The organism is Streptomyces sp. MAI_2237, assembly GCF_054189285.1.
Map to the genome: position 1 here is coordinate 76860 of NZ_JAJPGQ010000003.1, position 25156 is coordinate 102015.

Here is a 25156-nt window from a genome sequence, read left to right on the forward strand (position 1 = left end):
GGGACGTACGTACGACTGGCGCAGGATTGACCCTTTGCGGCTCAGCCCTTGAAGCGCGGGAAGGCGCTGCGGCCGGCGTACACCGCGGCGTCGTCGAGGATCTCCTCGATGCGCAGCAGCTGGTTGTACTTGGCGACGCGCTCGGAGCGCGCCGGGGCGCCGGTCTTGATCTGGCCGCAGTTGGTGGCGACGGCGAGGTCGGCGATGGTGACGTCCTCGGTCTCGCCGGAGCGGTGGGACATCATGCACTTGAAGCCGTTGCGCTGGGCGAGCTCCACGGCGTCCAGGGTCTCGGTCAGCGAACCGATCTGGTTCACCTTGACCAGCAGGGCGTTGGCGGTGCCCTCCTCGATGCCGCGGGCCAGGCGCTCGGGGTTGGTGACGAACAGGTCGTCGCCGACGATCTGCACCTTGTCGCCGAGCTTGTCCGTGAGGACCTTCCAGCCGGCCCAGTCGTCCTCGAACAGCGGGTCCTCGATGGAGACGAGCGGGTAGGCCGCCACGAGCTCCTCGTAGTACTCCGTCATCTCGGCGGCCGAGCGGTCCTTGCCCTCGAACTGGTACTTGCCGTCCTTGTAGAACTCGGAGGCGGCGACGTCGAGCGCGAGGGCGATCTGCTCGCCGGGGACGTACCCGGCCTGCTTGATGGCCTCGAGGATCAGGTCCAGGGCGTCGCGGTTGGAGCCCAGGTTCGGGGCGAAGCCGCCCTCGTCGCCGAGGCCGGTGGCCAGGCCCTTGGACTTCAGCACGGACTTGAGCGTGTGGTAGACCTCGGCGCCCCAGCGCAGGGCCTCGGAGAAGGTCTCCGCGCCGATCGGGGCGATCATGAACTCCTGGATGTCCACGTTGGAGTCGGCGTGCGAGCCGCCGTTCAGGATGTTCATCATCGGCACCGGCAGCAGGTGCGCGTTCGGGCCGCCCAGGTAGCGGAAGAGCGGGAGGTCGCTGGCCTCGGAGGCGGCGTGGGCGACGGCGAGCGAGACGCCGAGGATGGCGTTGGCGCCGAGCGAGCCCTTGTTGTCGGTGGCGTCCAGGTCGAACATGGCCTGGTCGATCAGGCGCTGCTCGGTGGCGTCGTAGCCGACCAGCTCCGGGCCGATCTGCTCGATGACGGCGAGGACGGCCTTCTCGACGCCCTTGCCCTTGTAGCGGTTGGGGTCACCGTCGCGGAGCTCGATGGCCTCGAAGGCGCCCGTGGAGGCACCGGACGGGACGGCGGCACGACCCGTGCTGCCGTCGTCGAGGCCGACCTCGACCTCGACGGTGGGGTTCCCTCGCGAGTCGAGGATTTCCCGGGCTACGACGACGTCGATGGACGGCACGAGCATCTCCTTCTTGGATGTGACGCTGGTTGTGCGGGGCACGCGGGCCTTTTTAGGCCCTACCTCGGCCTTGCGACTAGAGCCTAACCGCCCCGGGGCCATCGGCCAGCCGACCGACCGTCCCGTGGACAAGGACAGACGGTACCTATTGTTCACGTGCGGAACAAAGGCGGGTGAACACAGCATGTATCCCGGGCGACGACGCGCCGGCCACGGGCAGGCGCCGGACAGACGGCGGGCAGGCGGCGGGCAGGCGCCGGACAGGCGGCGGGCAGAGAAAAGCCCCGCTCCGGTGCGTACGGGGGAAGACGCACCGGAGCGGGGAGCCCGTGGGGACGGGGGTGGCCCTCACGCACCTCCACGGTGGGGGACACGGATGTGCGGGGCCTGTAGGTCGGCTGTGCCTTACTTCAGGTGCAGCTGCTGACCCGGGTAGATCAGGTTGGCGTCCTGGACGATGCCCTTGTTCAGGTCGAACAGCTTCTTCCAGCCGCCCTTGACCTTGTGCGCGGTGGCGATGGAGCTGAGGGTGTCGCCCTTGACGACCTTGTACTCGCCGTCGCCCTTCTTGACCTTCTTGCCGGTCGGGGTGGTGACGGTCTTGGTCGACTTCTTGGGGGCCGGACGCTCGGAGGACCGCGAGGCCTGCTGCTCGGTGGTCGAGCGGGTGGTGCTGCTCGACGAGCCGGTGGAGGCGCTGGAGCCGTTGTAGGCGGCGCTGGACAGGCCCGTGCCGCAGACCGGCCAGGCGCCCTTGCCCTGGGAGGCGAGAACCTTCTCGGCGACGGCTATCTGCTGCGCCTTGGAGGCCTGGTTGGCCTGCGCGGCGTAGGCGGTGCCGCCGTACGCGGCCCAGGTGGAGGCGGAGAACTGCAGACCGCCGTAGTAGCCGTTGCCGGTGTTGATGGACCAGTTGCCACCCGACTCGCACTGGGCGACCGCGTCCCACTCGGATGCGGTGGCGGCGGAGGCGTTGCCGGCCGCCATCAGCGGGGCGGCGATGGCGACACCGGTGACACCGGCGAGCGCGGCGGCGCGGGTGGCCTTGGACGGACGACGGTGCTTGCCCTTGCTGGAAAACAGCATGGTGGATCCCCTCACCGACGCCTGCGAGGTGAGCTGTCGGGTTCGGGCCGGTTGAGTTGCCCGGCCGCGGACTCGCTCTCGCGAGCCGCGGCTACACCCCGAGCCACCACCGTCAACCACCCGGTGGGGCACTTACCTTGGGTCCCCCGCTCCTGCCTACGGCGCTGTGAAGCGACGACTGTTCCCGTACGGCCGCTGGCAGGATTCGGCGTTGCGGCAGACGGGGCTCGGGTTGCCGAGCGGTCACGACCGTAGACACGGAATCCGCTGAATTTCAAAGACGATCAGGGCCTCTGAGACTCATCCCACACTTTCACCAAACCGGACATTCAGCGCGAAGTGTGACGTGAACTCCCGCCTCATTTGGCCCTATTCGGCAGGGAGATCGAGGGTCTGACCGGTGAAGATGTGGTTCGGGTCGGTACCGATGGCCTGCTTGTTCGCGTCGTAGAGGGCGCGCCATCCGCCGTCCACGTCAAGGGAGTCGGCGATGGAGGCGAGAGTGTCGCCGGTGTGCACGGTGTAGGAGTCGCGCCCGGCGGGCTTCACGCCGCTTTCGTCGGCGCTGACTCCGCGGTGCTTGCCAGTGCCGCCGTCGGCGGTCGTGGAGTCGACCGCTCCCGTGTCGACGAGGCTCCAGGAACCCAGCGCCTGCCGGGAATTGTCCGACTCGTCACTCTTCGACCGGTCACCGGAAGAGCCGCCGGCCTCTTGAGAGTCACTCGGGGCGGAGGTGGAGGGCGAGGCCGACTTGCCTGATTTGCTCGACTTACCGGTGGAATGAGAAGAAGAGCCGGGAGTGGCCGAGGGCGAACCGGACGCGTCCGACGAGGCGGAACCGTCGGAGGGGTCGCTCGACGCGGTACCCGACGAATTGGACAAACCGGTGGAGTCCGAACTGTCCGACGAACCGGATGAGTCGGACGAGCCGTCCCCGATGCCGGTGTCCACGTCAGCCGAACCGGAGTCCTTGCTCAGTCCCGACGTCAGCCCACAGGTGTGGAAGGCGCCGACGCCTTCGGCGTCCAGAAGCTTCTCCGCGACGGCTATCTGCTGGTTGCGGCTGGCCAGGTCGGGCCGGGAGGCGTAGTCGAGGCCGCCGTACTTCTCCCAGTCCGCCTGAGAGAGCTTCAGACCGCCGTAGAAGCCGCTGCCGCTGTTCTCGCTCCAGGAGCCACCCGTCTCGCACTGCGCCACCTTGTCCCAGGTGGTCCCGTCGGCGGCGCTGGCGCCGCCTGCCGCGAACAGCGGGATCGCGATGGCGGAGCCGGTCACTCCGGCCGCGACGAGGAGAGCCGGAGCCTGGCGGGGGCGACGGTGACGACCGTTCCCGGAGAGCATGCGGAGGGCCTTTCGCGAGACAGCAGTGACCGCGGCGCGTGAAGCTTGGGCCAAACCTTCGCGCCGCTGTTGATCCGTGAACGTAGCGGCAACCGATCACTTGTCACAAGTTAATGCCGCGTAGATCACGTGAAGATCACATAGTTGAACGCGTGTCATGTTTGCGCGGTCGGCCGCGACGCCTCGACCGGGGTGAACTCGACCGGCAGTGTGCGCAGTCCGCGCATGATGAGCCCGCCCCGCCACCTCAACTCCCCCGGATCCCCGGCCAGTCGGAGGTCCGGCAGCCGGGTGAGAAGCGTCGCGAGGGCGGTCTGGCCCTCCAGCCTGGCCAGCGGGGCGCCGAGGCAGTAGTGGATGCCATGGCCGTACCCCAGATGCTGGTTGTCACGCCGGGACAGGTCGAGGGTGTCGGGGTCGGTGAAGCGGGCGGGGTCGCGATCGGCGGCGGCGAGTACGACGAGGACGGGGTCGCCGGCCGCGATGTCCTGTCCGCCGATGGTGAGCGGCTCGGTCGCGAACCGCCATGTGGCGAGCTCCACCGGGCCGTCGTAGCGCAGGAGTTCCTCCACGCCGGTCTCCAACAGGCCGCGCTCGCCCGCCGCGAGGGAGGTCTGCAGGCGGCTCCGCTGCTCGGGGTGGGTGAGAAGGGCGAAGGTGCCGTTGCCGATGAGGTTGACGGTGGTCTCGAAGCCCGCGAAGAGCAGGATGAACGCCATCGCCGCGGCCTCGTTCTCGGTGAGGTGCTCGCCGTGGTCGGAGGCGCGGATCAGACCGGAGATGAGGTCCTCACCGGGGGCGGGGGTGTCCGGGAGGACGGCGCGCTTGCGGTGGATGAGGTCGGCGAGATAGCCGCGCATCTTCTTCACCGACCGCGCCACCCCGCCCCTGGGGCCGCCCTGATGCCGGATCATCATGCCCGCCCAGTCCCGGAAGTCGTCCTGGTCCTCGCGGGGGACGCCGAGCAGGTCGCAGATCGCGTAAATGGGCAGCGGGAAGGCGAACTCGTGGATGAGGTCGGCCTCACCCTTCGCCGCGAACCCGTCGATGAACTGATCGGTCAACTGCTGGACGCGTGGCGCGAACTCGGCCACCCGGCGAGGCGTGAACGCCTTCGAGACGAGACGCCGCAGCCGGGTGTGGTCGGGCGGGTCGATGTTGAGCAGATGCGTCATCAACTCGGCCTTGCGCTCACCGGGGATGCCCGTCTTGCCCTTGGCGTGGGCGGGCTCGTCGTGGTGGGCCGGGTTCTTGGACAGCCGGTGGTCGGCGAGGGTCTGCTTGGCGTCGGCGTACCGCGTGACCAGCCAGGCCTCGACCCCGCTGGGCAGGGTCGTCCGGTGCACGGGGGCGTGCGCGCGCAGCCAGGCGTAGGCGGGGTAGGGGTCGGTGGCGAACTCCCAGGTGAAGAGGTCGGGCATCGCGGGGGCGGGGGTGTCGGGGCTGGGCCGGTCGGTCACTCCCCGACCGTATCCGGGATTTCCCGGCGGGCCGCCCTCGCGCCCGGCCGGCCCGCGCCGGCGGCCCCGCGGTACCGCTCCCGCGGCGACGGCACTACGCGTCGAGCCCCTCCGCTGCCCGGACCGCGTCCCGATAAGCCCTCGCCGCCACCCGCAGCGCCGCCTCCGGGTCCACTCCCTCCGCCTCCGCCCGCGCCGCCAGCGCCAGCAGCTCGTACCCGATGCCCTGCCCGGTGGGCAGCGGCACCTCCAGCCCGGCCGTGCGCACCCGCGAGGCGAGCTTCGCGGCGAGGGCGAGGCCCGGCTGCCCGAGGGGTATGCCGTCCGTCACCGACTCCCGCTGCTTCTCGATCGCCTTGGTGCGCAGCCAGTGCTCCTTGACCTCCTCCGGGGTCGAGGCGGTCTCGTCGCCGAAGACGTGCGGGTGGCGGTGGATGAGCTTGGCGACGATGCCGCCCGCGACGTCGTCGATGGAGAAGGGGGCGTCCGGGTCCTCCTCGGCGATGCGGGAGTGGAAGACGACCTGGAGCAGGACGTCACCCAGTTCCTCACGCAGCTCGTCTCGGTCGCCGTCCTCGATCGCCTCGACGAGTTCGTAGGCCTCCTCGATGCCGTACTTGGCCAGGCCCTTGTGGGTCTGCTGGGAGGACCAGGGGCACTCGGCGCGGATACGGTCCATGACCTGGACGAGGTCCAGCAGCCGGGCGCCGGGGAGGTCGTAGGAGGCGGGCAGGAGTTCCAGCTCGGGCATGCTCACCCGGCCCGAGCCGGCGAGGCGGGCCAGACCGTCGGTGAGGGCGGGCTCGCCCTCACCCGTGGCGACGACGACCACGGTGCGGCCGCCGGTGCAGGCGGCCACCAGGTCCTCCGCCGTCGGGGACGCGTCGTCGACCCGTATGCCCGCATCCCGCAGATACGGCAGCTGCGGGTGGGCGCCGTCCGCGCACAGCACGCGATCGGCGGAGTGCAGGACCTGCCAGGCGGGCCAGGACAGGAGGCCGGGCGCGACGCGGTGGCTGGTGGTCAGCAGGACGACGCGGCCGGTGGCGAGGGCCTGGTCGGGGTCCTGGTCGGAAGCCGGGTCCGGGGCGGGGTCGAAGCTGGTTGCGTTCACGATTCGAAGCTAACGCACGTCACCGACAGCCCCACGAGTTGTCCACAGGCAGGGGCCGCCGGCGGCCGTCCTCAGGCGGTTGTCCACAGGAGCCGGGGTTCGCCGGGGGCCCGCGTCCACAGGAGCCGGGGTTCGCGGGGGCCCGCGTCCACAGGAGCCGGAGTCCACGGCGGCGGGCGTCCACAGGGGCCCGGAGTCCACGGCGGCGGCGTCCGCAGGGCGCCCGCTCTCGCTGCCGGACCGTTCCTCCGGCTACGCGGTGCCCTTCGAGGCCGCCGTCGTGACCTCCCGCACCCACGGTGTCTCCGCGTCGACACGGCTGCTCTTCTGGACGTTCCAGGCGCCGTACCGCGGGTTGAGGTCCACGTGGAGTTCCTTGGACGCCTTGGCCAGAGCGCCCCAGAAGGCCGGCTTGCTGGTGTCGGTGCCGAGGGTCTGGGCGAGCTTCTGGGCCTCCAGCTGGAGGCGGAGGTTGTCGTCGAGGCGCTTGGGGGCCACGCCGTACTGCTGCAGCCACGCCGTCTCCAGCGCCTTGGAGCCGCCGACCTGCTGCTCCAGGCCGCTGCGCATCTGCTGGATCTCCTTGGTGGTGACGCTCACGCCGTTGTCCTGGGCGGCCCGGTGCAGTACCCGGTCGAGCACCATGTTGTGCAGGGTGTCGCGGGTGAGGCTGCCGGTCTGGGCGACGGCCTGCTTGTACTGGGCGTCGTTCGCCACGGCCGCGCGCTGGGCGGTGCGGACCTCGTTGACCCGGTTCTCCAGCTGCGCCACGGTGATCCGCTGGCCGCCGACCACGGCCGCGGCGCCGGGATGCGAGTCGCTTCCACAGGCGGTGAGGACGGGTGCCGCGGCGGCGATCGCGGCGGTGAGCAGGAGCGCGGTGCGACGGCGGCGGTGCAAGGAAGCCTCCCGAGGAGATTGTGCGACGGTGCACAAAGTCTTGCGATGATCGATGTTAGGCAGTGGGACGGCTGTGGCCAACCCATTCGACCGACCCATTCGACCAACGATTCACCGCGGCTTCGGGCACCGCCGCGCCCGGGAGGCTTCAGGTGGGCTCAGCCGGTGATGGCCACCGGGGCGTCCCACGCGTCGCGGTCCACGGTGATCGTGTAGCCGTTGCGCGTCTCCTTGCTGTTGACCAGGTACTGGTGGCCGCGGCTGTGGCCGGTGTACTGGGTCGAGCCGAACGGCCAGTCCGCCGTCGTGGTGTTCTGCTTGTCCCACAGGGCGTACCAGAGGTTGCCCGGCAGGTCCGTCTTGTCGGTGGCGTTCGCGACGGCCTTGGCGCTGGAGCTGGTGAAGCCGTAGTAGCCGGCGCGGTAGGTCTTGGCGCGCAGTTCCTTGTCGAAGGCGCGTACATAGGTGAGCACGGCGTTGGTGCACGACGTGTTCGTGATGTCGTACGACTCCATGTCGAGGTAGATCGGGCTGCCGGCCTTCATGCCGAGCGCGGAGGCCTTGGCGACGGCGTCGTCCGCGTCGGTCTTGCCGAGGGAGGCGGCGGTCGTGGCGGTGAGCTTCTCGGGGTTGGAACCGGACTGGCAGGGCGGCTGGGCGCCGACGTAGATCGGGATGAGCTTCCAGCCGAGGGTGCTGACGGACTTGACCCAGGAGGCGGTGAGGTTGGGCTGCGAGCAGCCGCGGTTCCTGCCGCCGACGTAGACCGCCGCGGCGCCGTAGAAGCCGGTGTGCCAGGCCTTCATCGCGGACAGGGAGGGCGCGGCGCAGGTGTCGAAGGCGCGCCCGGTGTACGTCTTCTGCGCGGGCCAGGTGGTGGCGGCCATGGAGGTCTGCGCGGCCACACCCGCCCCGGCGACGACGGCGGCGCCGGCGACGGCCCACGTGATGTATCTGCGCTTCTTCGACTGCCGGTGGCCGGCCATGATCCCCACCCCTGGTTGTGCCTGGCGTCGTGCCTGGCGAAAACGAATCGCAACGTATCCGGGGCCGTTCATGCGTTCGGGAAACAGAAGCCCCGCTGGTTCACAAGATTCCCTCACGGCACGGCAAAATCGTGCCTCCTTTCAGCCGCGCACCTGCCCGAGCCACTGCAGCGTGCGACGGATTTCGGCCGCGAGCGGGTGGCCGGGGCCCCGCAGGCGCTCGACGTCCATCAGCAGGCGCGCGAGCGTGTCGTGCGCGGCGGGGCGGTCGCCGAGGGCGAGAAGGAGGTGGCCCATGCGGCGGCGGACCTCGTGGGAGAGCTCGGGGTCGCCCGCCGACACGTACTGGTTCTCGTAGTACGGCAGCAGCGCGCGGTACTCCGCGAGCGCCCCCGCCGGATCACCGAGCGCCTCCAGGCATTGGGCGGCGTCGTAGCGGAACCGCAGCGACTGGGGGTCGGCCTGCCCGGCCTCGGCGGCGCGTTCGTCGGCGAGGCGGCGCAGTTCGGGCAGCGCGCGCCGGTACTGGCCGTCGTCCATGAGCGTGGCCGCGTACTGCTTGCGCAGGGTGCGCACGACCGGGGAGTGCTCGCCGTGCTGCTCCGCGGCGGCGGGCAGGATCGCGCCGAGGATGTCGACGGCCTGGGTGATGCGGCCCTCGCCGAGGAGGCGCTTGACCTCGTCGACGGCGCGCGCCACGTCGGGTTTCTCGGCGCTCTCGGGGGCGGGCGTGACAGGGGCGGGCTGGGGCGCGGGCGTGCGCGCGCGATCCGGCCAGGGGGCGTGCGGGCGCAGGAAGGGGCGCGTGGGGTCGAGGGGCGCCCCTGTGGGCGTCCCGCGCGCGGGCAGGAGCAGCGCCAAGTGCTCGTACACCTCCTGCGCGGACGCCGGACGGTGCTGCGGGTCCTTCGCGAGAAGGCGCAGGACGAGCGCTTCGAGCGGCTCCGGGACCTCGGGGCGGACACGGCTCACGGGCACCGGGGGCTCGTACAGGTGCCGGTGCAGCACGCCGAGCGCCGTGGAGCCGGCGAACGGGACGTCGCCGCTGAGCAGTTCGTGCAGGAGCACGCCGAGCGCGTACAGGTCGGTGTACGGGCCGACCGCGCCGCCCATGGCCTGCTCGGGCGCCATGTAGGCGGGCGAGCCGATGGGCGTGCCGGTGTGGGTGAGCCGGGTGGTGTCGGCGTCCATGACGGAGGCCACGCCCAGATCGAGGACGGTGACCGTGCCGTCCTGCTTGACCATCACGTTGCGCGGCTTGAGGTCGCGGTGGACGATCGGCACGGCGTGCACGGCGCTGAGCACGGCGCACAGCTGCGCGGCCACGGCGACGGCCCACTGCCAGGGGTACGGGTCGTGCTCGGCGAGGTGGTCGGAGAGGTCCGCGCCGTCGACGTACTGCATGACGAGGAACAACTCCTCGCCCTCGCTGCCCGCGTCGTGCACGGTGACGAGCCCGGGGTGGTCGACCTGAGCCGTCACCCGGCACTCGCGCACGAACCGCCGGCGCAGTTCGTCGGCCTCCTGCCCGGCCACCTTGTCGGGGCGCAGCAGCTTCACCGCCACACGCCGGTCGAGCCGCTGGTCGTAGGCCGTCCAGACCTGTCCCATGCCGCCCTGCCCGATGAGCGTGGACAGTTCGTACCGGCCGGCGACGACGCGTCCTGCCGTCACGGTCACCTTCCGCCCTCGTGGTCGCCGTCGCTCCCGCCGGGGTGCTTGCGCAAGTAGTCGCTGAGTTCGTCGAGTTCGGCGCGCACCTGGTCGATGCGGGCGGGCGCGGGCCACTGCGGCGGCGCGGGGGCGGTCGCGGGCGGCTGCGGCACGGGCGTGTGGGAGGCGGGCGTGTGGGGCGCGGGCGTGTGGGGCGCGGGCGTGTGGGGCGCGGGCGTGTGGGGCGCGGGCGTGTGGGGCGCGGGCGTGTGGGGCGCGGGCGTGTGGGGCGCGGGCGTGTGGGGCATCGGAGGCGGGGCGTACGGCGCCTGAGGGGTGCTCGGCACGGTCGCCGCGGTGAACGGCGAGGACGGGTGCGGGTATCCGTACCCCGGCGTCATCGGCGGCCCGGCGTACGTTCCGCCGAGCCGGCTGAAGTGGCGTATGTCCGCGAAGAGGAAGTACCCGGCGCAGGCGACGGCGTTCAGCAGCAGGATGCTCATGCCGATGTTGCCGTTCGGCGTGCTGAAGTCGTCGGTGTGGTCGGTGCTGAGGAAGGCGAAACTGGTGCCGAGGGCCACCACCGAGGCCGCGAAGACCCACCACTCGACGGCCCGGCGCGTCACGATCGCCGCGCGGAGCGTCGCCACCCACGCCAGGAACCCGATGCTCAGGATCGGCACGGCCACGAAGATCACGCGCAGCACGACCAGCGCCCCCGTCGAGGGTCGCTTCGGCGGAGGCGGCGCGTAGCCGGGGCCTTGCATGGCTGCTCCTGGAGGCCTGGTGGGGGCGGACGTGTGTGCCGTGTCCGAGCGTATAGGCCGACAAGGACAACCGGTCCGGCTTGTACCGAACCGTTGTCGTGCTGATCGGCTCCCTGCGCGGCGCGTGGTTCCCGGCCGTCTCAGCCGGGTGTCACCGTCCCGTCCGTCAACCCGTCGTACATCCCGCGCACGAGCTGGTCCCCGAGCCGGTTCGCGCGCCTGAGCGCCCGCTCGAACTCGTCGAGTGCGCGGAAACGCGCGCCGTAGCGCCGTTGTTCGTCGAGCGCGAGCCGGGGCAGCTGGAGCCGGCGCACATCCAGGCGCGTGGCCGTGGACGCATAACTGCTGGCCTGACGGTTGTTGGCGGTGCCGCGCAGGAAGCCGGCGAGGAACCACGGGTCGAGCGCCGCGGGATCAGGGCGCAGGAGCACGAGGTTGCGCCCCAGGGCGGCGCCCCCCGTCGCGTCGTCGATCACGCGCGCCACCGCGCCACCGCCGAGCACCGGTACGACGACGTCGCCCGATTCCGTCAGCACGGCCTCCTCGTCGCTCTCGGGGAGCGTGCCGGAGGGCGTCGTACCGGCGAGGACGTCGTGGTCGGTGAGAACGGGCACGCGCGCGTGCCCGCCGTTTCCGCCGGTACGCATCACCAGGGCTCCCCCGCGCGCGAGTTCACCGACGGTCGTGAACGGCCAGCGGGGCGCGGGCTGCGCGGGGGCCGCGGGCGGCGGGGTGAGGTCGACGGTCAGGCGCAGGGTGTCGCCGAGGCGCTCGCGTACGGCGGTGAGCGCGTCGGTGCCGTCGGCCGCGGCCGGCGGGGGCAGGTGGCGGGCCGGCGCGAGGTCGACGTCGTCGTCGAGGAGGTCGATGACGGGCAGGGAGCGGGTCAGACCGGGGCGTTCCTCCCGGAGGGTGCCCGCCCGGTCGAAGGCGCTCCAGGCGTCGAGGACGGCCTCGCGCACGGCCCGCCAGTCGGGCCCGCCGCGCCCCTCGGTGGCGTACTGCCCGGTGTCGACGAGCAGCACCTCGGGCTGCGCGGGCGCCTTGTCGGGCCGGCGCAGCACCCACAGGTGGAGCGGGATGTTGTACGGCGGTGCCGCGCCGATCGGCAGCGCGACGACGGCGCGCAGCGCGCCGCGGCGCAGCAGGTCGGCGCGGATACGGCGGCCGGAGCGGCGGGAGGCGGCGGCGGGCGGCATGAGCAGTACGGCCGTGCCGCCGTCACGCAGGCGGGCCAGGGCATGCTGGACCCAGGCGAGTTCGGACTCGTTGCGGGCGGGGAAGCCGTACTCCCAGCGGGGGTCGTAGGCGAGTTCGTCGTGCCCCCAGTTGCGCTCGTTGAACGGCGGGTGGCACAGGACGGCGTCGGCGCGCAGGTCGGGGAAGGCGTCGGCGCGCAGGGTGTCGCCCGCGGCGGCGCGCACGGTGGCGCGGGTGTGCAGGGCGAGACGCAGTGCGGTGAGCGCGGCGAGGTCGGTGGCGTCGTCCTGGGCGTAGAGCTCCTGGTCGGGGCGGGCGGAGACGGCGCGCAGAAGGGCGCCGGTGCCGGCGGCCGGGTCGAGGAGGGTACGGGCCGGGCCGGCCAGGTCGGCCATGAGGCCGGCGAGTTCGGCGGGGGTGAGCGTGTACTGGCGCGGGTTGGCGTCGAGATGCCGGCCGAGGAGGAACTCGAACGCCTGCCGGGCGCCCAGGTCGGCGGCGAGTTCGGCGGCGCCGCGCAGGAGGGGGGCGGAGGGGAGGAGTTGGGGACCGGTGGGGGTGTGAACTGCCGGCGAGGTGTTCACAGCGTGAGCGGCTGAGGGCGTGTTCACGGCGTGAACCGGCGGTGTCGTGTTCACAGCGTGCGGCGTGCTCGTCCGGGGTGACTGGTTGGCGGAGGTCGGCGAGTTCACAGCCCCCGGAGCGTTCACAGCTGCCGGGCCGTTCCCGGGCCGCGTGCCGAACCGCGGCACCAGCACCTGCTCCAGCGCCCCCGGCAGCATCGCAGCAAGGCGTTCGTCCGACCCCGAGCTCACCTCCAGCCACACCGTCGGCCGGTCGTGGATGAGCAGCAGTACGCATCCCGCGTGCGTGAGCGCGGTGACCGGCCCCTCGGGGTGCCCGGCGAGCTGCTGCCAGACGCGTTCGCGCAGCGGGACCTCGGCGAGTTTCCCCTGCTTGCGCAGCCAGGCCTCGATCTCGGCGAGGGCGAAGGAGGGGCTGGTCTCGGTACCGCCCACCGGCTTGGGGAAGTCGGCGTGGCGGCGGCGCCAGTTGCTGACGGCGGCGCGGCCGACACCGGCCAGCCGGGCGATCCCGGCGGCGGTCACCTCTGTCGCGTTGTCCTGCACCCGTCGGCTCCCCTCGTCGTCCCCGTATCCCGACCTCTGCGTGTGAGCCGAGCATACCGACGCAGGCAAGATCTACCCCTTCACGCCCGTGTACACATCGAATTCCGTGAACCGTGTTGACTCGGTTCACAAGCTCTGCTCTTATTGACCCATCGAACAGCGGCCGCCGATGAGGAGGCGGTCGCACCGTCCGAGGGGGGACACAGCCATGGGCATGAAGGGCAAGGTCGCACTGGGGGCCGTCGTCGGGATCGTCGTCATCGGTGCCGTGTCGGCGAACGCCGGCAACAACGGCGACGGCCACGACACCAACGGCAAGGGCTCCTCGGCGTCCGCCGGTCACGACTCCGACGGCAAGAAGACCGCCAAGGGCAAGGACGCCGGCGCGAAGGCCACGCAGAAGAAGGCCGCCTTCGCGGGGGACGGCGAGTACCGGATCGGCAAGGACATCAAGCCCGGCACCTACCGCACCACCGGCAACAGCGACGGCATGTGCTACTGGGAGCGCGCCAAGGACGCCAAGGGCGAGATGGACTCGATCCTGGCCAACGACAACGTCACCGGCGCCAGTTACGTGACCGTCAAGGCCACCGACAAGATCTTCAAGTCCAACGGCTGCAAGGACTGGGAGGCCGTCGACCTCAAGGCGAAGGCCAAGGGCGCGTCCGCCTCCCGGATGGCCGGCGACGGCGGCATGTTCCGGGTCGGCGCCGACATCGCGCCCGGCACCTACCGCTCCACCGGCAACACCGACGACTCCTGCTACTGGGAGCGCACCAAGGACGCCAAGGGCGACATGAACTCCATCATCGCCAACAACAACGTCAGCGGCACCGCCGTCGTCACCATCAGCGCCTCGGACGGCTACTTCAAGACGACGGGCTGCAAGGACTGGAAGAAGGCCTGACCGGACCGGGCCGACTCCCGTCGCCGGCCCCGCGATCGCCGCCGCCCCGTCCCCGCCCCCGTCCCTGTCCTCCGCCCCCCACGCTCACGCTCACCTCCCCTCCCACACCACCACGTGAAGGACTGTCATGCGTCTCTCGCCCCGTGCCGCCAGCCTGTTCGCCGTCGCGGCGCTCCCCCTGGCCCTCACCGCCTGTTCCTCCGGTTCGTCCTCCGGCTCGTCCGCCGACACGGGTGCGAACGCCAAGCCGGCCAAGGCCAAGGACCTCAACGCCGGTCTGGCCACGGGTACGGAGCTGAAGAAGGCGCTGGCGCCGGCGGCGGCCTTCCCGGCCGGGTTCACCCTCGAGGCCGACGGCGCGTCGGACAGCGGCGGCCACTTCCTGTCCCCGTCGGCCCGCAAGACCGCCAAGCCGGACTGCACCAAGCTGGAGGCCACGTCCTGGATCCAGGTGACCGGTTACGAGGGCGGCGTGTCGTTCGCGCAGGACGACTACGTCAACCAGGACAAGACCGAGGAAATGGCCCAGGAGATCGACGAGTTCCAGGGTTCCACGGCCCAAGACGTGATGAAGCGGCTCCAGTCGGTCGCGGCGGAGTGCGCCACGTTCACCGACACGGACGCGCACGCCAAGGTGAAGGTCGCGGGCGCCGCGACGGCCGGGCTCGGCGACGAGGCCTACACCATGACGCTGACGAGCGGTGCCTGGCAGAACGGCACCACGCTGGTCGCGGCCCGCTCGGGCAACGCCGTGGTGACCGTGCTGTCCACGGCGGGCGGCGACAACGGCGCCGCGACCGCGAAGAAGCTGACGGGCCGGCTCCTCACGTCGCTGAAGGACCTGAAGACCGCCTGATCCGCATCACCTCACGTGTCGACCGCGGCCCGGCAGGCCGTGCGCGCCCACCGGCTCGCGCACCCTGCCGGGCCGCGGCCTGCACCCGGTGAACCGCGGAACCGCGGGGGCCGAGGTCAGCCCGCGTGGAACCGCGCCGGGGCATCGGTCGGGTTGCCGCCCGCGGGGAGCTTCTGCCCGGGACAGGTCCTGAGCACCTTCTCCATGGCGGCCTTCTCGGCGGCGGTCACCCACAGCTGGTACTTCTTCTTCACCGCGACCTGGGCGGCGACGTACGTGCACCGGTACGCCTTGTTCGGGGGCAGCCACGTCGCCGTGTCGCCGTCGCCCTTCGCCCGGTTGGTGCTCGCGTCCACCGCTATGAGGTTGAGCGGGTCGTTGGCGAGGGCGATGCGCTTGCCCGCGTCCCAGTACTTGGCGCCCTTCTGCCAGGCGTCGGAGAGCGCGACGACGTGGTCGATGTCGACGAGGCTGCGGCCGCGCCGGTAGGTGACCTTCTTGCCGGAGTAGGGGTCCGACTCCAGTACGCCGTACGACACCTTGCAGCGGCCGCCGGTGAACCTCACCTCGTCCAGGTCCCGTTTGAGGATGTCGTCGCGCGTGTCGCAGGAGTTGGAGTCGGTGTCGGCCCAGGCGGTGCCGAACCGTTCCCGCGAGTAGCCCGTCTTCGGCGCGCGGCCCTTGACGGTCAGCGACTCGGCAGCGGTGAGCGCGGCGCCGCCGCCCCCGGTCTCCTGCGGCCCGCCGGACCCGGTGTTCGTCTCCGCCTTGCACCCGGTCACGGCGACCATCAGCACGACGGCAGCCGCGGTCCCGCCCCTCAGACGCCTCACGTCGCGTCCCTCCCCTTTGCCACCCCGGTCGGCCCCCGCACGGGGCGTCTTCCCTGTACGACTGTGCGCACACCGTAGCGACAGGGCGCGCGGGTGCACGCACGAGGGGCACGCAGGGTTCCGGCCAGGCGCTCCACGAGTGGGCATTTGCCTCATACCGGTCGTATCGTCGATTCTGAGTCACCTCTGGAAGGAGCTCTGGATGGGCATCTTCGACAGGTTCAAGAGCAACCGCATGGCGCAGCACAAGGCCGGGGACATGTCCGACGCCGCGGAGAAGAAGGTCAACGAGAGGACGGGCAACAAGTACGACAGTCAGGTCGACCAGGGCCAGCAGAGGCTCGAGGAGCAGCTCGGCATGGACCGCGACCGCGAACGCCCCGACCAGCCGTAGACCGGCGCGCACGGCCACGCGAACGGCCTTCCGCACACTGACGTTCAGGCCACCCGCCCCCGTGGGGCGGGTGGCCTGACGTCTGTTCAGAACAGGTGCGGGAGGGTCACGATCCGAGGATCGACGTCAGGAACTCCCCGACCCACCCGAGCAACTCCCGCCCGACCAACGGCTTCCCGCCGACCTTCGCCGTCTTCGGTCGCGGCACCAGCACCTGGTGCGCCGCCGGCTTGATGACGGTGCCGGGGTAGAGGCGCTTGACGCGCAGTTCCTGGGACTCCCTCAACTCCACCGGCGCGAAGCGGATGTTGTTGCCCTGCAGGACGACCTCGCCGACGCCGCACGCGCGGGCGAGCATGCGCAGGCCGGCCACGAGCAGCAGGTTCTCCACCGGCTCGGGCAACTTGCCGTAGCGGTCGACGAGTTCCTCGCGGACCGACTTGACGTCCTCCTCGGTGTTCGCGGAGGCGATGGCACGGTAGGCCTGCAGGCGCAGGCGCTCGCCGGGGGCGTAGTCGTGCGGGACGTGGGCGTCGACCGGGAGCTCGATCTTGACCTCCAGCGGCGGCTCCTCCTCCACGCCGCCCTCCAGGGAGGCCCGGTAGTCCGCGACGGCCTCGCCGACCATCCGCACGTACAGGTCGAAGCCGACGCCCGCGATGTGGCCGGACTGTTCGCCGCCGAGGAGGTTTCCGGCGCCGCGGATCTCCAGGTCCTTCATCGCCACGTACATGCCGGCGCCCATCTCGGTGTGCTGGGCGATCGTGGCGAGCCGCTCGTGGGCGGTCTCCGTCAGCGGCTTCTCCGGCGGGTAGAGGAAGTAGGCGTAGCCGCGCTCGCGGCCGCGGCCGACCCGGCCGCGCAGCTGGTGCAGCTGCGAGAGGCCGAAGTTGTCGCCGCGCTCGACGATGAGGGTGTTGGCGTTGGAGATGTCGATGCCGGACTCGACGATCGTCGTGGAGACCAGGACGTCGTACTTCTTCTCCCAGAAGTCGACGACGACCTGTTCCAGCGTCGACTCCGACATCTGGCCGTGGGCGGTGGCGATGCGTGCCTCGGGGACGATCTCGCGCAGGCGGGACGCGGCCCGGTCGATGGACTCGACCCGGTTGTGGATGTAGAAGACCTGGCCCTCGCGCAGCAGTTCGCGGCGGATGGCGGCACCGATCTGCTTCTCCTCGTAGGGGCCGACGAAGGTCAGCACCGGGTGGCGCTCCTCCGGCGGGGTGGTGATGGTCGACATCTCGCGGATGCCGGTGACGGCCATCTCCAGGGTGCGCGGGATCGGGGTGGCGGACATCGTCAGGACGTCGACGTTGGCGCGCAGCTTCTTCAGCTGCTCCTTGTGCTCGACGCCGAAGCGCTGCTCCTCGTCGACGATGACCAGGCCCAGGTCCTTGAACTTGGTCTCGGAGGAGAACAGGCGGTGGGTGCCGATGACGACGTCCACCGAGCCCTCCCGCAGGCCCTCCAGGACCGCCTTGGCCTCGGTGTCGGTCTGGAAGCGGCTGAGCGCCCGTACGTTGACCGGGAACTGCGAGTAGCGCTCGGAGAACGTCCCGAAGTGCTGCTGCACCAGCAGGGTGGTCGGCACCAGGACCGCGACCTGCTTGCCGTCCTGGACGGCCTTGAAGGCGGCGCGCACGGCGATCTCGGTCTTGCCGTAGCCGACGTCGCCGCAGATCAGGCGGTCCATGGGGACCGTCTTCTCCATGTCCTCCTTGACCTCGGCGATGGTGGTGAGCTGGTCGGGGGTCTCGGCGTAGGGGAAGGCGTCCTCGAGTTCGCGCTGCCAGGGGGTGTCGGACCCGAAGGCGTGGCCGGGCGCCGCCATCCGTGCGCTGTAGAGCTTGATGAGGTCGGCCGCGATCTCCTTGACGGCCTTCTTGGCGCGCGCCTTGGTCTTGGTCCAGTCGGCGCCGCCGAGGCGGTGCAGGGTGGGGGCCTCGCCGCCGACGTACTTGGTGATCTGTTCCAGCTGGTCGGTGGGGATGTAGAGGCGGTCGCCGGGCTGGCCGCGCTTGGCGGGGGCGTACTCGACGACCAGGTACTCGCGGGTGGCGCCCTGGACGGTGCGCTGCACCATCTCGATGTAGCGGCCCACGCCGTGCTGCTCGTGGACGATGTAGTCGCCCGCCTCCAGGGTGAGCGGGTCGATGGTCTTGCGGCGGCGGGCCGGCATCCGGGCGCCGTCCTTGCCGGCCGCCTTCTGCCCGGACAGGTCGGTCTCGGTGAGGACCGCGAGTCTGAGGGCCGGGTCGACGAAGCCGTAGTCGATCGAGCCGCACGCCACGTGCACGACGGACGGGGAGATCTCGCCCAGCTCGGCGTCCAGGCGGGCCGCGATGCCCTCGCCGCCCAGCACCTCCACCGTGCGGGCCGCCGGGCCGTGGCCCTCGGTGACGAAGACCGTGCGCCAGCCGTCGGCGAGCCAGCCCTTGGTGTCGGCGAGGGCCTTGGCGGTGTCGCCGCGGTAGGTCTCGGGGGCGTGCATGCCGAGCTTGAGGGTGTCAGCGTCCAGTTCCTCGTCGGCGGCGAACGGCGACACCGACCACCACATCATGTCCAGCTCGCGGGCCCGGTCCCGGACGTCCGCGATGGACCACAGGGAGGCCGCGCCGACGTCGATGGGCGCCTCGCCGCCGCCCGCGGTGGCCGCCCAGGACGCCTGGAGGAACTCCTGGCTGGTGGCGACCAGGTCGGACGCGCGCGTGCGGACCCGCTCGGGGTCGCACACGAGCGCCATGGCGCCCTTGGGCAGGACGTCGACCAGCAGCTCCATGTCGTCGACCAGGACGGGGGCGAGCGACTCCATGCCCTCGACGGCGATCCCCTCGGCGATCTTGCCGAGCAGCTCGCCGAGCTCGGGGTGCTCCTCGGCGAGGGCACGCGCACGCCCGCGGACGTCGTCCGTCAGCAGGAGTTCACGACAGGGGGGCGCCCACAGCCCGTGCTCGGCGACTTCCAGGGAGCGCTGGTCGGCGACCTTGAAGTAGCGGATCTCCTCGACGTCGTCGCCCCAGAACTCCACGCGCAGGGGGTGTTCCTCGGTGGGCGGGAAGACGTCCAGGATGCCGCCTCGTACGGCGAACTCGCCGCGCTTCTCGACGAGTTCCACGCGCGCGTACGCGGCGGCGGCGAGGGCCTCGACGATCTCGTTCAGGTCGGCCGTCTGCCCGGTCCTCAGCGCGACGGGCTCCAGGTCGCCGAGGCCCTTGACCTGCGGTTGCAGCACGGATCGTACGGGTGCGACGACCACGGAGACCCGGCCGGTCTCGGGGTCGGAGGGGCTGGGGTGGGCGAGCCGGCGCAGCACGGCCAGGCGGCGGCCGACGGTGTCGCTGCGGGGGCTCAGCCGCTCGTGCGGGAGGGTCTCCCAGGCCGGGTACTCCACCACGCCGTCGGGCGGCAGCAGCGACCTCAGGGCGGCCGCGAGGTCCTCCGCCTCCCGGCCGGTCGCCGTCACCGCCAGTACCGGGCGGCCGGTCTCGCGGGCCAGCGCGGCGACCGCGAAGGGGCGGGCCGCCGGGGGGCCGACCAGGTCGACGTGCATGCGGTTGCCGTCGGCGCCCGCCTTGATCGCTTCCGCGAGGGCGGGGTCCTTGACGACGGCGTCGAGCAGACCGTGCAGGCTCATTCTGGGCGGCTTTCGTCCGGGGGGTGGGCAACGCGAATCGCCCGACGCGCGCTGCGGGCCGGGGGTACCTCCAGCGTACGTCGCGCTTCGCGGGGGCGCCGGTGCTGTGGACAACGCCGGCTCCCTCCGTGCCCTGCGTTGCGGTGGCGGCCCGGTCTGCGAACGCCGAACAGGCCCGGCGCCGGCGAGTCCCCCAAGACTCCCCGGCGCCGGGCCGCTCCCCCGCAACCCCCGTATGCGGTGGCTATTCGGTGGCGATGGCGTTCAGGACGTTCATCCGGCCCGCCCGGAACGCCGGGATCAGGGCGGCGAACAGGCCCACGAAGGCCGAGCCGAGGAACACCGCGATGATCGTCGGCCACGGGATGTCGAGGACCTTCAGGCCCTCCAGGGCGAGCAGCTTCTGGGCCGTCGCGCCCCAGCCCATGCCCAGCCCCAGGCCCAGCAGGGCGCCGAAGAGGGCGATGACGACCGACTCCATGCGGATCATGCGGCGCAGCTGGCGGCGGGAGAGGCCGATGGCCCGCATCAGGCCGATCTCCCGGGTCCGCTCCACCACCGACAGGGCCAGGGTGTTCACCACACCGAGGATCGCGACGATGATCGCCAGGGCGAGCAGGCCGTAGATCATGTTCAGCAGCTGGCCGATCTGGTCCTTCAGCGCCTGCTTGTAGTCGGTCTGGTCGCGCACCTTGTACTGCGGGTAGTCGTGCAGCGCGGACTTCAGCGACTTGTACGCGGCGTCCTGCTGCCCCTTGTCGGCGGTGGCGAAGACCAGCTGGTCGAGGGGCATCTTGTCGGCGGGGACGTACTTGGCGAGCGTCGCGATGGACATGTACTTGGCGCCCTGGTCGATCACGACGTCGCTGCTGGTGATCGCCCGGACGGTCAGGTTCGCGGTGCGGCCGCCCTGGAAGGCGACCTTGATCGTCGAGCCGAGGTGGATGCCGTGGGCCTTGGCGAACTTCTCGTGCACGGACATGGAGTCCGGCCGGTAGGCGTCCTTGAGGTTGCCGGCGACCGTCTTGGTGCGCAGGTCGGTCGCGTACGTCGGGTCGGCCGCCGTGATGTCGGTGTCCTTCAGGAGCTTGCCGTCGGGCGTGGTGTAGTCGGCCTTCATCGAGCGGTACTCGGTGACCCGCGCCAGCCCCGGCGTGTCCTTGACCGCCTTGACCGCCTGCGGGGTCACCAGCTGCCCGCTGTCGGACTGGATGATGAAGTCCGTGCCGACGGTCTTGTCGAGCTGGTCGGTGGCGGAGGCGACCATGGAGGAGCCGACCACCGACAGGCAGGCGACCAGCGCGAGCCCGATCATCAGGGCGGCGCCCGTGGCGCCGGTGCGGCGCGGGTTGCGCAGCGCGTTGCGCTCGGCCATGCGGCCGACCGGACCGAACATCCGCAGCAGTACGGCGCCCAGGACGCGCACCACACCGCCCGCGAGGAGCGGGCCGATGACGACGAACCCGATGAGCGAGAGGACGATGCCCAGGCCCAGCCACAGCGAGCCGTCGGCGGCCTTGCTGACACCCGCTGCCAGGTAGAGGCAGTAGCCGCCGGCGCCGGTGAGGAGCACGCCCACCAGGGCCCGAATGCGGCCGGCCTTGGCGTCGGCGGGGGCGCCGGCGTCGCGCAGGGCGGCCATCGGGGAGACCTTGCCGGCCCGGCGGGCGGGCAGGTAGGCCGCGAGGACGGTGACGACGACACCGAGGATCAATCCGACCACCGGGGTGGTCCAGGCGACCGTCAGATCGCTGGTCGACAGGTGCATGCCCATGGAGCCCATGAGTTTCATCAGGCCGACCGCGAGGCCGACCCCCGCGCCGACCCCGAGGACGGACCCGACCAGGCCCAGCAGCAGCGCCTCGGCCAGCACCGACCGGTTGACCTGCTTGCGGCTGGAGCCGATGGCCCGCATCAGGCCGATCTCCCGGGTGCGCTGGGCGACCAGCATGGAGAAGGTGTTGATGATCAGGAAGATGCCCACGAGGAAGGCGATCCCGGCGAAGCCGAGCATCGCGTACTTCATGACGTTCATGAAGCCCTCGACGTCCTTCTGGTTGGCGTCGGCGGTCTCCTTGGCGGTCTGCACCTTGTAGCCGCTGCCGAGTCCGGCGAGGACGTTCTTCTTCAGCTGCGGGTCGCTCACCCCGGAGGCGGCCGTGACGTTGACGTTGGTGAAGACACCGGTCTTGCCCACGAGGGTCTGCTGGGCGGTCCTGGTGTCCAGGTAGAAGATCGCCGCGCCGGGGTTGGTGACCTGGAAGTCGGCGATGCCGGAGATCCTCGCGTCGTGCGTGCCGACGGCGCTGATCACGGCGAGTTCGTCGCCCAGCTTCAGGTGGTGCTTGTCGGCGGTGTCGCGGTCCACCATCACCTGGTCGGGGCCCTTGGGCGCCGTACCGGAGGTGATCTTCATGGTGCGGGCGTCGTTGCTGTTCCAGCTGCCGACGATGGTGGGGGCGCCGCTGGAGGGCGACAGGCTGTCCTTCTCGGCGTCGACGACGGTCACGGAGGTCGAGAAGACGGTCCCCTCGGCCGACTTCACGCCCTGGGCGGCGCGCACCTTGCTCAGGACGGAGGCCGGCATGACGGGCGGCCTGCCGTTGTCGGAGGTCGTCTCACCGCTGTCGGAGGCGCCCTTGGCGCTGACGGTGACGTCGGAGGAGGTGGCCTGGAACAGCTTGTCGAAGGTGGTGTTCATGGTGTCCGTGAACACCAGCGTCCCGCAGACGAAGGCGACGGACAGCAGGACGGCTATGGCCGACAGGGCCATGCGCCCCTTGTGCGCGAAGAAGTTGCGCAGGGAGGTCTTCAGGACGGTCATGACGTACGTCCCCGGGCGTCGAAGTCCTTCATGCGGTCCAGGACGGCCTCGGCGGTCGGCCGGTGCATCTCGTCGACGATCCGGCCGTCGGCGAGGTACAGCACCCGGTCCGCGTACGACGCCGCCACCGGGTCGTGCGTGACCATCACGATGGTCTGCCCGAGCTCGTCGACGGACCTGCGCAGGAAGCCGAGGACCTCGGCACCCGCGCGCGAGTCGAGGTTTCCGGTCGGCTCGTCACCGAAGATGATCTCAGGGCGGGCGGCCAGGGCCCGGGCCACGGCGACACGCTGCTGCTGGCCGCCGGAGAGCTGGGTGGGCCGGTGCTTGAGCCGGTCGGACAGGCCGACGGTGTCCACCACGCGCGAGAGCCACTGCTGGTCCGGCTTGCGGCCGGCGATGTCCATGGGCAGCGTGATGTTCTCGATCGCGTTCAGCGTGGGCAGCAGGTTGAACGCCTGGAAGATGAACCCGATCCGGTCGCGCCGCAGCCGGGTGAGTTTCTTGTCCTTCAGGCCGGTGATCTCGGTCTCGTCCAGGTAGATCTGCCCGGAGGTCACGGTGTCTAGCCCGGCGAGGCAGTGCATCAGCGTGGACTTGCCGGAGCCCGAGGGCCCCATGATCGCGGTGAACTGTCCGCGGGCGATGTCCACGTCGACGTGGTCGAGGGCGACGACGCGGGTCTCGCCGGCCCCGTACGCCTTGACGACCTGCCGCGCTCGCGCGGCAACGGCCGTACGCCCTCCAGTGCCCCCGTGCCTGGGAATGGTCACGGCCGATGTCATGGCGTATCTCCTATGTCGGTCATTGAATGAGTCGCCCGGCCCCTGTGCGGTGCGAGCCGGTGTGGGTCCCGAACTGCTTCGACGATGAGTCTGGTCCCGCGGAGGGGTCCGGCGCGCTGGTGCCCGGCACCCTCTTGTACGGGGGAAAACCCCACCCCCGCCGGTTCGGTTCACCGCCCCCCAGCGGCGTAAAGCCAGGTTAAGGACGGCACCCCGGCCTTCTCGTCCTCCAGCGGGACGAACCCTCCCCGAGCCGTAGTACGGAGGAACCCTTAGGGGCGGTCCACCGACGGGTGGAGACGGTCTCGGGGTTCGCTCCACCCACCGGCCCACCGAGCCTGCACCCTGCCGCTACGTGAGGCTCAAGTGGGAAGCTGTCCCGCGGCGGATAGATGCAAGGGGAAGGAATCTCGTGGACCAGGGGGACACCGGCATACGGGCCGAGGTGGCGCGGGAGCGGCCACCCGCGTCCACCGGACGCAGAGGCGCCGTGGTCGCCGCGCTCATGCTCGCGATGGCCCTGGCCGCCCTCGACGCCACCGTCGTCTCCACGGCCGTGCCGCAGATCGTCGGCGACCTCGGCGGCTTCTCGTACTTCTCCTGGCTCTTCTCCGGCTATCTGCTCGCCGTCACCGTCACGCTCCCGGTGTACGGCAAGCTCTCCGACACCTTCGGCCGCAAGCCGGTGCTGGTGGCGGGCGCGGCGGTGTTCCTGCTCGGCTCGCTGCTGTGCGCGGGGGCCTGGAACATGGGAGCGCTGATCGCCTTCCGCATCGTCCAGGGCCTGGGCGGCGGGGCTCTGCAGGGCACGGTCCAGACCCTGGCGGCGGACCTGTATCCGCTCAAGGAGCGCCCGAAGATCCAGGCCAAGCTGTCGACGGTGTGGGCGGTGTCCGCGGTGGCCGGTCCGGGCGTGGGCGGGGTCCTGGCGGCGTACGCCGACTGGCGCTGGATCTTCCTCGTCAACCTGCCCATCGGGGCGGTGGCGTTGTGGCTGATCGTGCGCCATCTCCACGAACCCGAAAGGCAGTCGGCCGGCCGCCCGCGGATCGACTGGGCGGGCGCGTGCGCCGTGTTCGCCTGCGGCGGTGTGCTGCTGACGGCCCTGGTGCAGGGCGGGGTGGCCTGGCCGTGGCTGTCGGCGCCGTCCGCGGCGCTGTTCGGTACGGGACTGGCGCTGGCCGGTGTCGTGGTCGTGGTCGAACGCCGGGCGGCCGAGCCGATCATCCCGGGGTGGGTGTGGCGGCGCCGGACGATCGCCGCGGTCAATCTGGCGCTGGGCGCGCTGGGGCTGCTGATGGTGGCGCCGAGCGTGTTCCTGCCGACGTACGCGCAGTCGGTGCTGGGCCTGGCGCCCGTGGCGGCCGGATTCGTGCTGTCCGTATGGACGTTGAGCTGGCCGGTGTCGGCGGCGCTCAGCCAGCACGTGTACCGCCGGATCGGCTTCCGGAACACGGCGTTGCTGGGCATCGGCACGGCGACGCTGATCCTGTTCGCGTTCCCGTTCCTGCCGTATCCGGGCGCCGCCTGGCAGCCCGCGCTGCTGATGCTGCTGCTGGGGGCGGCGCTGGGGCTGTTCCAGCTTCCGCTGATCGTCGGGGTGCAGTCAACGGTGGGCTGGGCGGAGCGCGGGACGACGACGGCGTCGGTGCTCTTCTGCCGCCAGACCGGCCAGACGATCGGCGCGTCCGTGTTCGGCGCGGTGGCCAACGGGGTGCTGGCCTCCCGCCTGGGCGGCGCGGGCGACCTGGACGCGGTGACGCGGGGGCTGGACGGCGACGGCGCGCCCGAGGCGACCCGGCGCGCGATCGCCGACGCGGTGCACGCGGTGTACGTCGGCGCCGGGTGCGCGGCGGCGCTCGCCTTCCTGGTGCTGCTGCTCGTGGCGCCACGGCGTTTTCCGGTGCTCAAGGACTGACGCCAGGGGGCGATCTCCGCCCGATCATCCACCCGATCGATGG

The 25156-nt window shown here is 71.2% G+C and carries 18 protein-coding genes and 1 riboswitch; of the genes, 4 read left to right on the top strand and 14 right to left on the bottom strand.

Annotated elements, in window-relative coordinates; translation table 11 throughout:
* Positions 1–41: 41 nt before the first annotated feature.
* The 10 genes from eno to LN251_RS10655 all read right to left on the bottom strand — a co-directional run bounded on the left by eno (position 42) and on the right by LN251_RS10655 (position 12959).
* Entirely contained in the window at positions 42–1328 is a 1287-nt protein-coding gene (gene eno / locus LN251_RS10610) for a phosphopyruvate hydratase (protein WP_058924887.1), read from the bottom strand.
* A gap of 399 nt (positions 1329–1727) precedes the next feature.
* Complete coding sequence (locus tag LN251_RS10615) at positions 1728–2408, bottom strand: transglycosylase family protein (RefSeq protein ID WP_458244209.1); 681 nt, start codon at positions 2406–2408, stop codon at positions 1728–1730.
* Positions 2409–2411: 3 nt separating this feature from the next.
* Positions 2412–2582, bottom strand: a riboswitch (cyclic di-AMP (ydaO/yuaA leader).
* A gap of 195 nt (positions 2583–2777) precedes the next feature.
* A complete protein-coding gene (locus LN251_RS10620) occupies positions 2778–3749 on the bottom strand; it encodes a transglycosylase family protein (protein WP_458244210.1) in 972 nt (323 codons plus the stop codon).
* 155 nt (positions 3750–3904) lie between these two features.
* Positions 3905–5170: a cytochrome P450 family protein gene (locus tag LN251_RS10625; protein ID WP_458246693.1), complete on the bottom strand. Its 1266-nt coding sequence runs from the start codon at positions 5168–5170 to the stop codon at positions 3905–3907.
* Positions 5171–5303: 133 nt separating this feature from the next.
* Positions 5304–6323 carry a nucleoside triphosphate pyrophosphohydrolase gene (locus LN251_RS10630; protein ID WP_458244211.1) on the bottom strand — a complete coding sequence of 340 codons (1020 nt, stop codon included), beginning with the start codon at positions 6321–6323 and terminating at the stop codon, positions 5304–5306.
* A 252-nt stretch (positions 6324–6575) separates the two neighbouring features.
* Entirely contained in the window at positions 6576–7223 is a 648-nt protein-coding gene (locus LN251_RS10635; RefSeq protein ID WP_458244212.1) for a SurA N-terminal domain-containing protein, read from the bottom strand.
* Between the two features lie 158 nt (positions 7224–7381).
* The gene (locus LN251_RS10640; protein WP_458244213.1) at positions 7382–8209 is read right to left on the bottom strand and encodes a glycoside hydrolase domain-containing protein; all 828 of its coding nucleotides are present in this window, start codon (positions 8207–8209) and stop codon (positions 7382–7384) included.
* Positions 8210–8350: 141 nt separating this feature from the next.
* Complete coding sequence (locus tag LN251_RS10645) at positions 8351–9847, bottom strand: protein kinase domain-containing protein (RefSeq protein WP_458246694.1); 1497 nt, start codon at positions 9845–9847, stop codon at positions 8351–8353.
* Between the two features lie 38 nt (positions 9848–9885).
* On the bottom strand, positions 9886–10629 hold the full coding sequence (locus LN251_RS10650; RefSeq protein WP_458244214.1) for a hypothetical protein: 744 nt from the start codon (positions 10627–10629) through the stop codon (positions 9886–9888).
* Between the two features lie 140 nt (positions 10630–10769).
* Positions 10770–12959 (bottom strand): N-6 DNA methylase, encoded by a 2190-nt coding sequence (locus LN251_RS10655; RefSeq protein ID WP_458244215.1) that lies wholly within the window; start codon positions 12957–12959, stop codon positions 10770–10772.
* A gap of 208 nt (positions 12960–13167) precedes the next feature.
* Here LN251_RS10655 and LN251_RS10660 point away from each other — a divergent pair, with 208 nt between their 5' ends.
* Positions 13168–13866, top strand: coding sequence for a hypothetical protein (locus LN251_RS10660; RefSeq protein WP_458244216.1), 699 nt, complete (start codon positions 13168–13170; stop codon positions 13864–13866).
* A gap of 127 nt (positions 13867–13993) precedes the next feature.
* On the top strand, positions 13994–14722 hold the full coding sequence (locus LN251_RS10665) for a hypothetical protein (RefSeq protein WP_458244217.1): 729 nt from the start codon (positions 13994–13996) through the stop codon (positions 14720–14722).
* A gap of 116 nt (positions 14723–14838) precedes the next feature.
* Here the strand turns inward: LN251_RS10665 and LN251_RS10670 are convergent, their stop codons facing one another.
* Positions 14839–15513: an HNH endonuclease family protein gene (locus tag LN251_RS10670; RefSeq protein ID WP_458246695.1), complete on the bottom strand. Its 675-nt coding sequence runs from the start codon at positions 15511–15513 to the stop codon at positions 14839–14841.
* 244 nt (positions 15514–15757) lie between these two features.
* Between LN251_RS10670 and LN251_RS10675 the strand changes: the two genes are divergently transcribed.
* Positions 15758–15949 (top strand): antitoxin, encoded by a 192-nt coding sequence (locus tag LN251_RS10675; RefSeq protein ID WP_458244218.1) that lies wholly within the window; start codon positions 15758–15760, stop codon positions 15947–15949.
* Between the two features lie 106 nt (positions 15950–16055).
* Here the strand turns inward: LN251_RS10675 and mfd are convergent, their stop codons facing one another.
* The 3 genes from mfd to LN251_RS10690 all read right to left on the bottom strand — a co-directional run bounded on the left by mfd (position 16056) and on the right by LN251_RS10690 (position 23195).
* Positions 16056–19586 (bottom strand): transcription-repair coupling factor, encoded by a 3531-nt coding sequence (mfd, locus tag LN251_RS10680; protein ID WP_458244219.1) that lies wholly within the window; start codon positions 19584–19586, stop codon positions 16056–16058.
* A 244-nt stretch (positions 19587–19830) separates the two neighbouring features.
* Positions 19831–22410, bottom strand: coding sequence for an ABC transporter permease (locus tag LN251_RS10685; RefSeq protein ID WP_458244220.1), 2580 nt, complete (start codon positions 22408–22410; stop codon positions 19831–19833).
* Positions 22407–23195 carry an ABC transporter ATP-binding protein gene (locus LN251_RS10690; protein ID WP_058924873.1) on the bottom strand — a complete coding sequence of 263 codons (789 nt, stop codon included), beginning with the start codon at positions 23193–23195 and terminating at the stop codon, positions 22407–22409. Before LN251_RS10690 ends, LN251_RS10685 begins: the two co-directional genes overlap by 4 nt.
* Positions 23196–23607: 412 nt before the next feature.
* Here LN251_RS10690 and LN251_RS10695 point away from each other — a divergent pair, with 412 nt between their 5' ends.
* Positions 23608–25113, top strand: a complete 1506-nt coding sequence (locus tag LN251_RS10695; RefSeq protein ID WP_458244221.1) for an MFS transporter — start codon at positions 23608–23610, stop codon at positions 25111–25113.
* Positions 25114–25156 lie beyond the last annotated feature (43 nt).

Bases quoted from the DNA above. Each gene is read 5' to 3' on its own strand.
- eno (WP_058924887.1), bottom strand. From the start codon at position 1,328: ATGCTCGTGCCGTCCATCGACGTCGTCGTAGCCCGGGAAATCCTCGAC.
- LN251_RS10615 (WP_458244209.1), bottom strand. From the start codon at position 2,408: ATGCTGTTTTCCAGCAAGGGCAAGCACCGTCGTCCGTCCAAGGCCACC.
- LN251_RS10620 (WP_458244210.1), bottom strand. From the start codon at position 3,749: ATGCTCTCCGGGAACGGTCGTCACCGTCGCCCCCGCCAGGCTCCGGCT.
- LN251_RS10625 (WP_458246693.1), bottom strand. From the start codon at position 5,170: ATGCCCGACCTCTTCACCTGGGAGTTCGCCACCGACCCCTACCCCGCC.
- LN251_RS10640 (WP_458244213.1), bottom strand. From the start codon at position 8,209: ATGGCCGGCCACCGGCAGTCGAAGAAGCGCAGATACATCACGTGGGCC.
- LN251_RS10650 (WP_458244214.1), bottom strand. From the start codon at position 10,629: ATGCAAGGCCCCGGCTACGCGCCGCCTCCGCCGAAGCGACCCTCGACG.
- LN251_RS10660 (WP_458244216.1), top strand. From the start codon at position 13,168: ATGGGCATGAAGGGCAAGGTCGCACTGGGGGCCGTCGTCGGGATCGTC.
- LN251_RS10665 (WP_458244217.1), top strand. From the start codon at position 13,994: ATGCGTCTCTCGCCCCGTGCCGCCAGCCTGTTCGCCGTCGCGGCGCTC.
- LN251_RS10670 (WP_458246695.1), bottom strand. From the start codon at position 15,513: ATGGTCGCCGTGACCGGGTGCAAGGCGGAGACGAACACCGGGTCCGGC.
- LN251_RS10675 (WP_458244218.1), top strand. From the start codon at position 15,758: ATGGGCATCTTCGACAGGTTCAAGAGCAACCGCATGGCGCAGCACAAG.
- mfd (WP_458244219.1), bottom strand. From the start codon at position 19,586: ATGAGCCTGCACGGTCTGCTCGACGCCGTCGTCAAGGACCCCGCCCTC.
- LN251_RS10685 (WP_458244220.1), bottom strand. From the start codon at position 22,410: ATGACCGTCCTGAAGACCTCCCTGCGCAACTTCTTCGCGCACAAGGGG.
- LN251_RS10690 (WP_058924873.1), bottom strand. From the start codon at position 23,195: ATGACATCGGCCGTGACCATTCCCAGGCACGGGGGCACTGGAGGGCGT.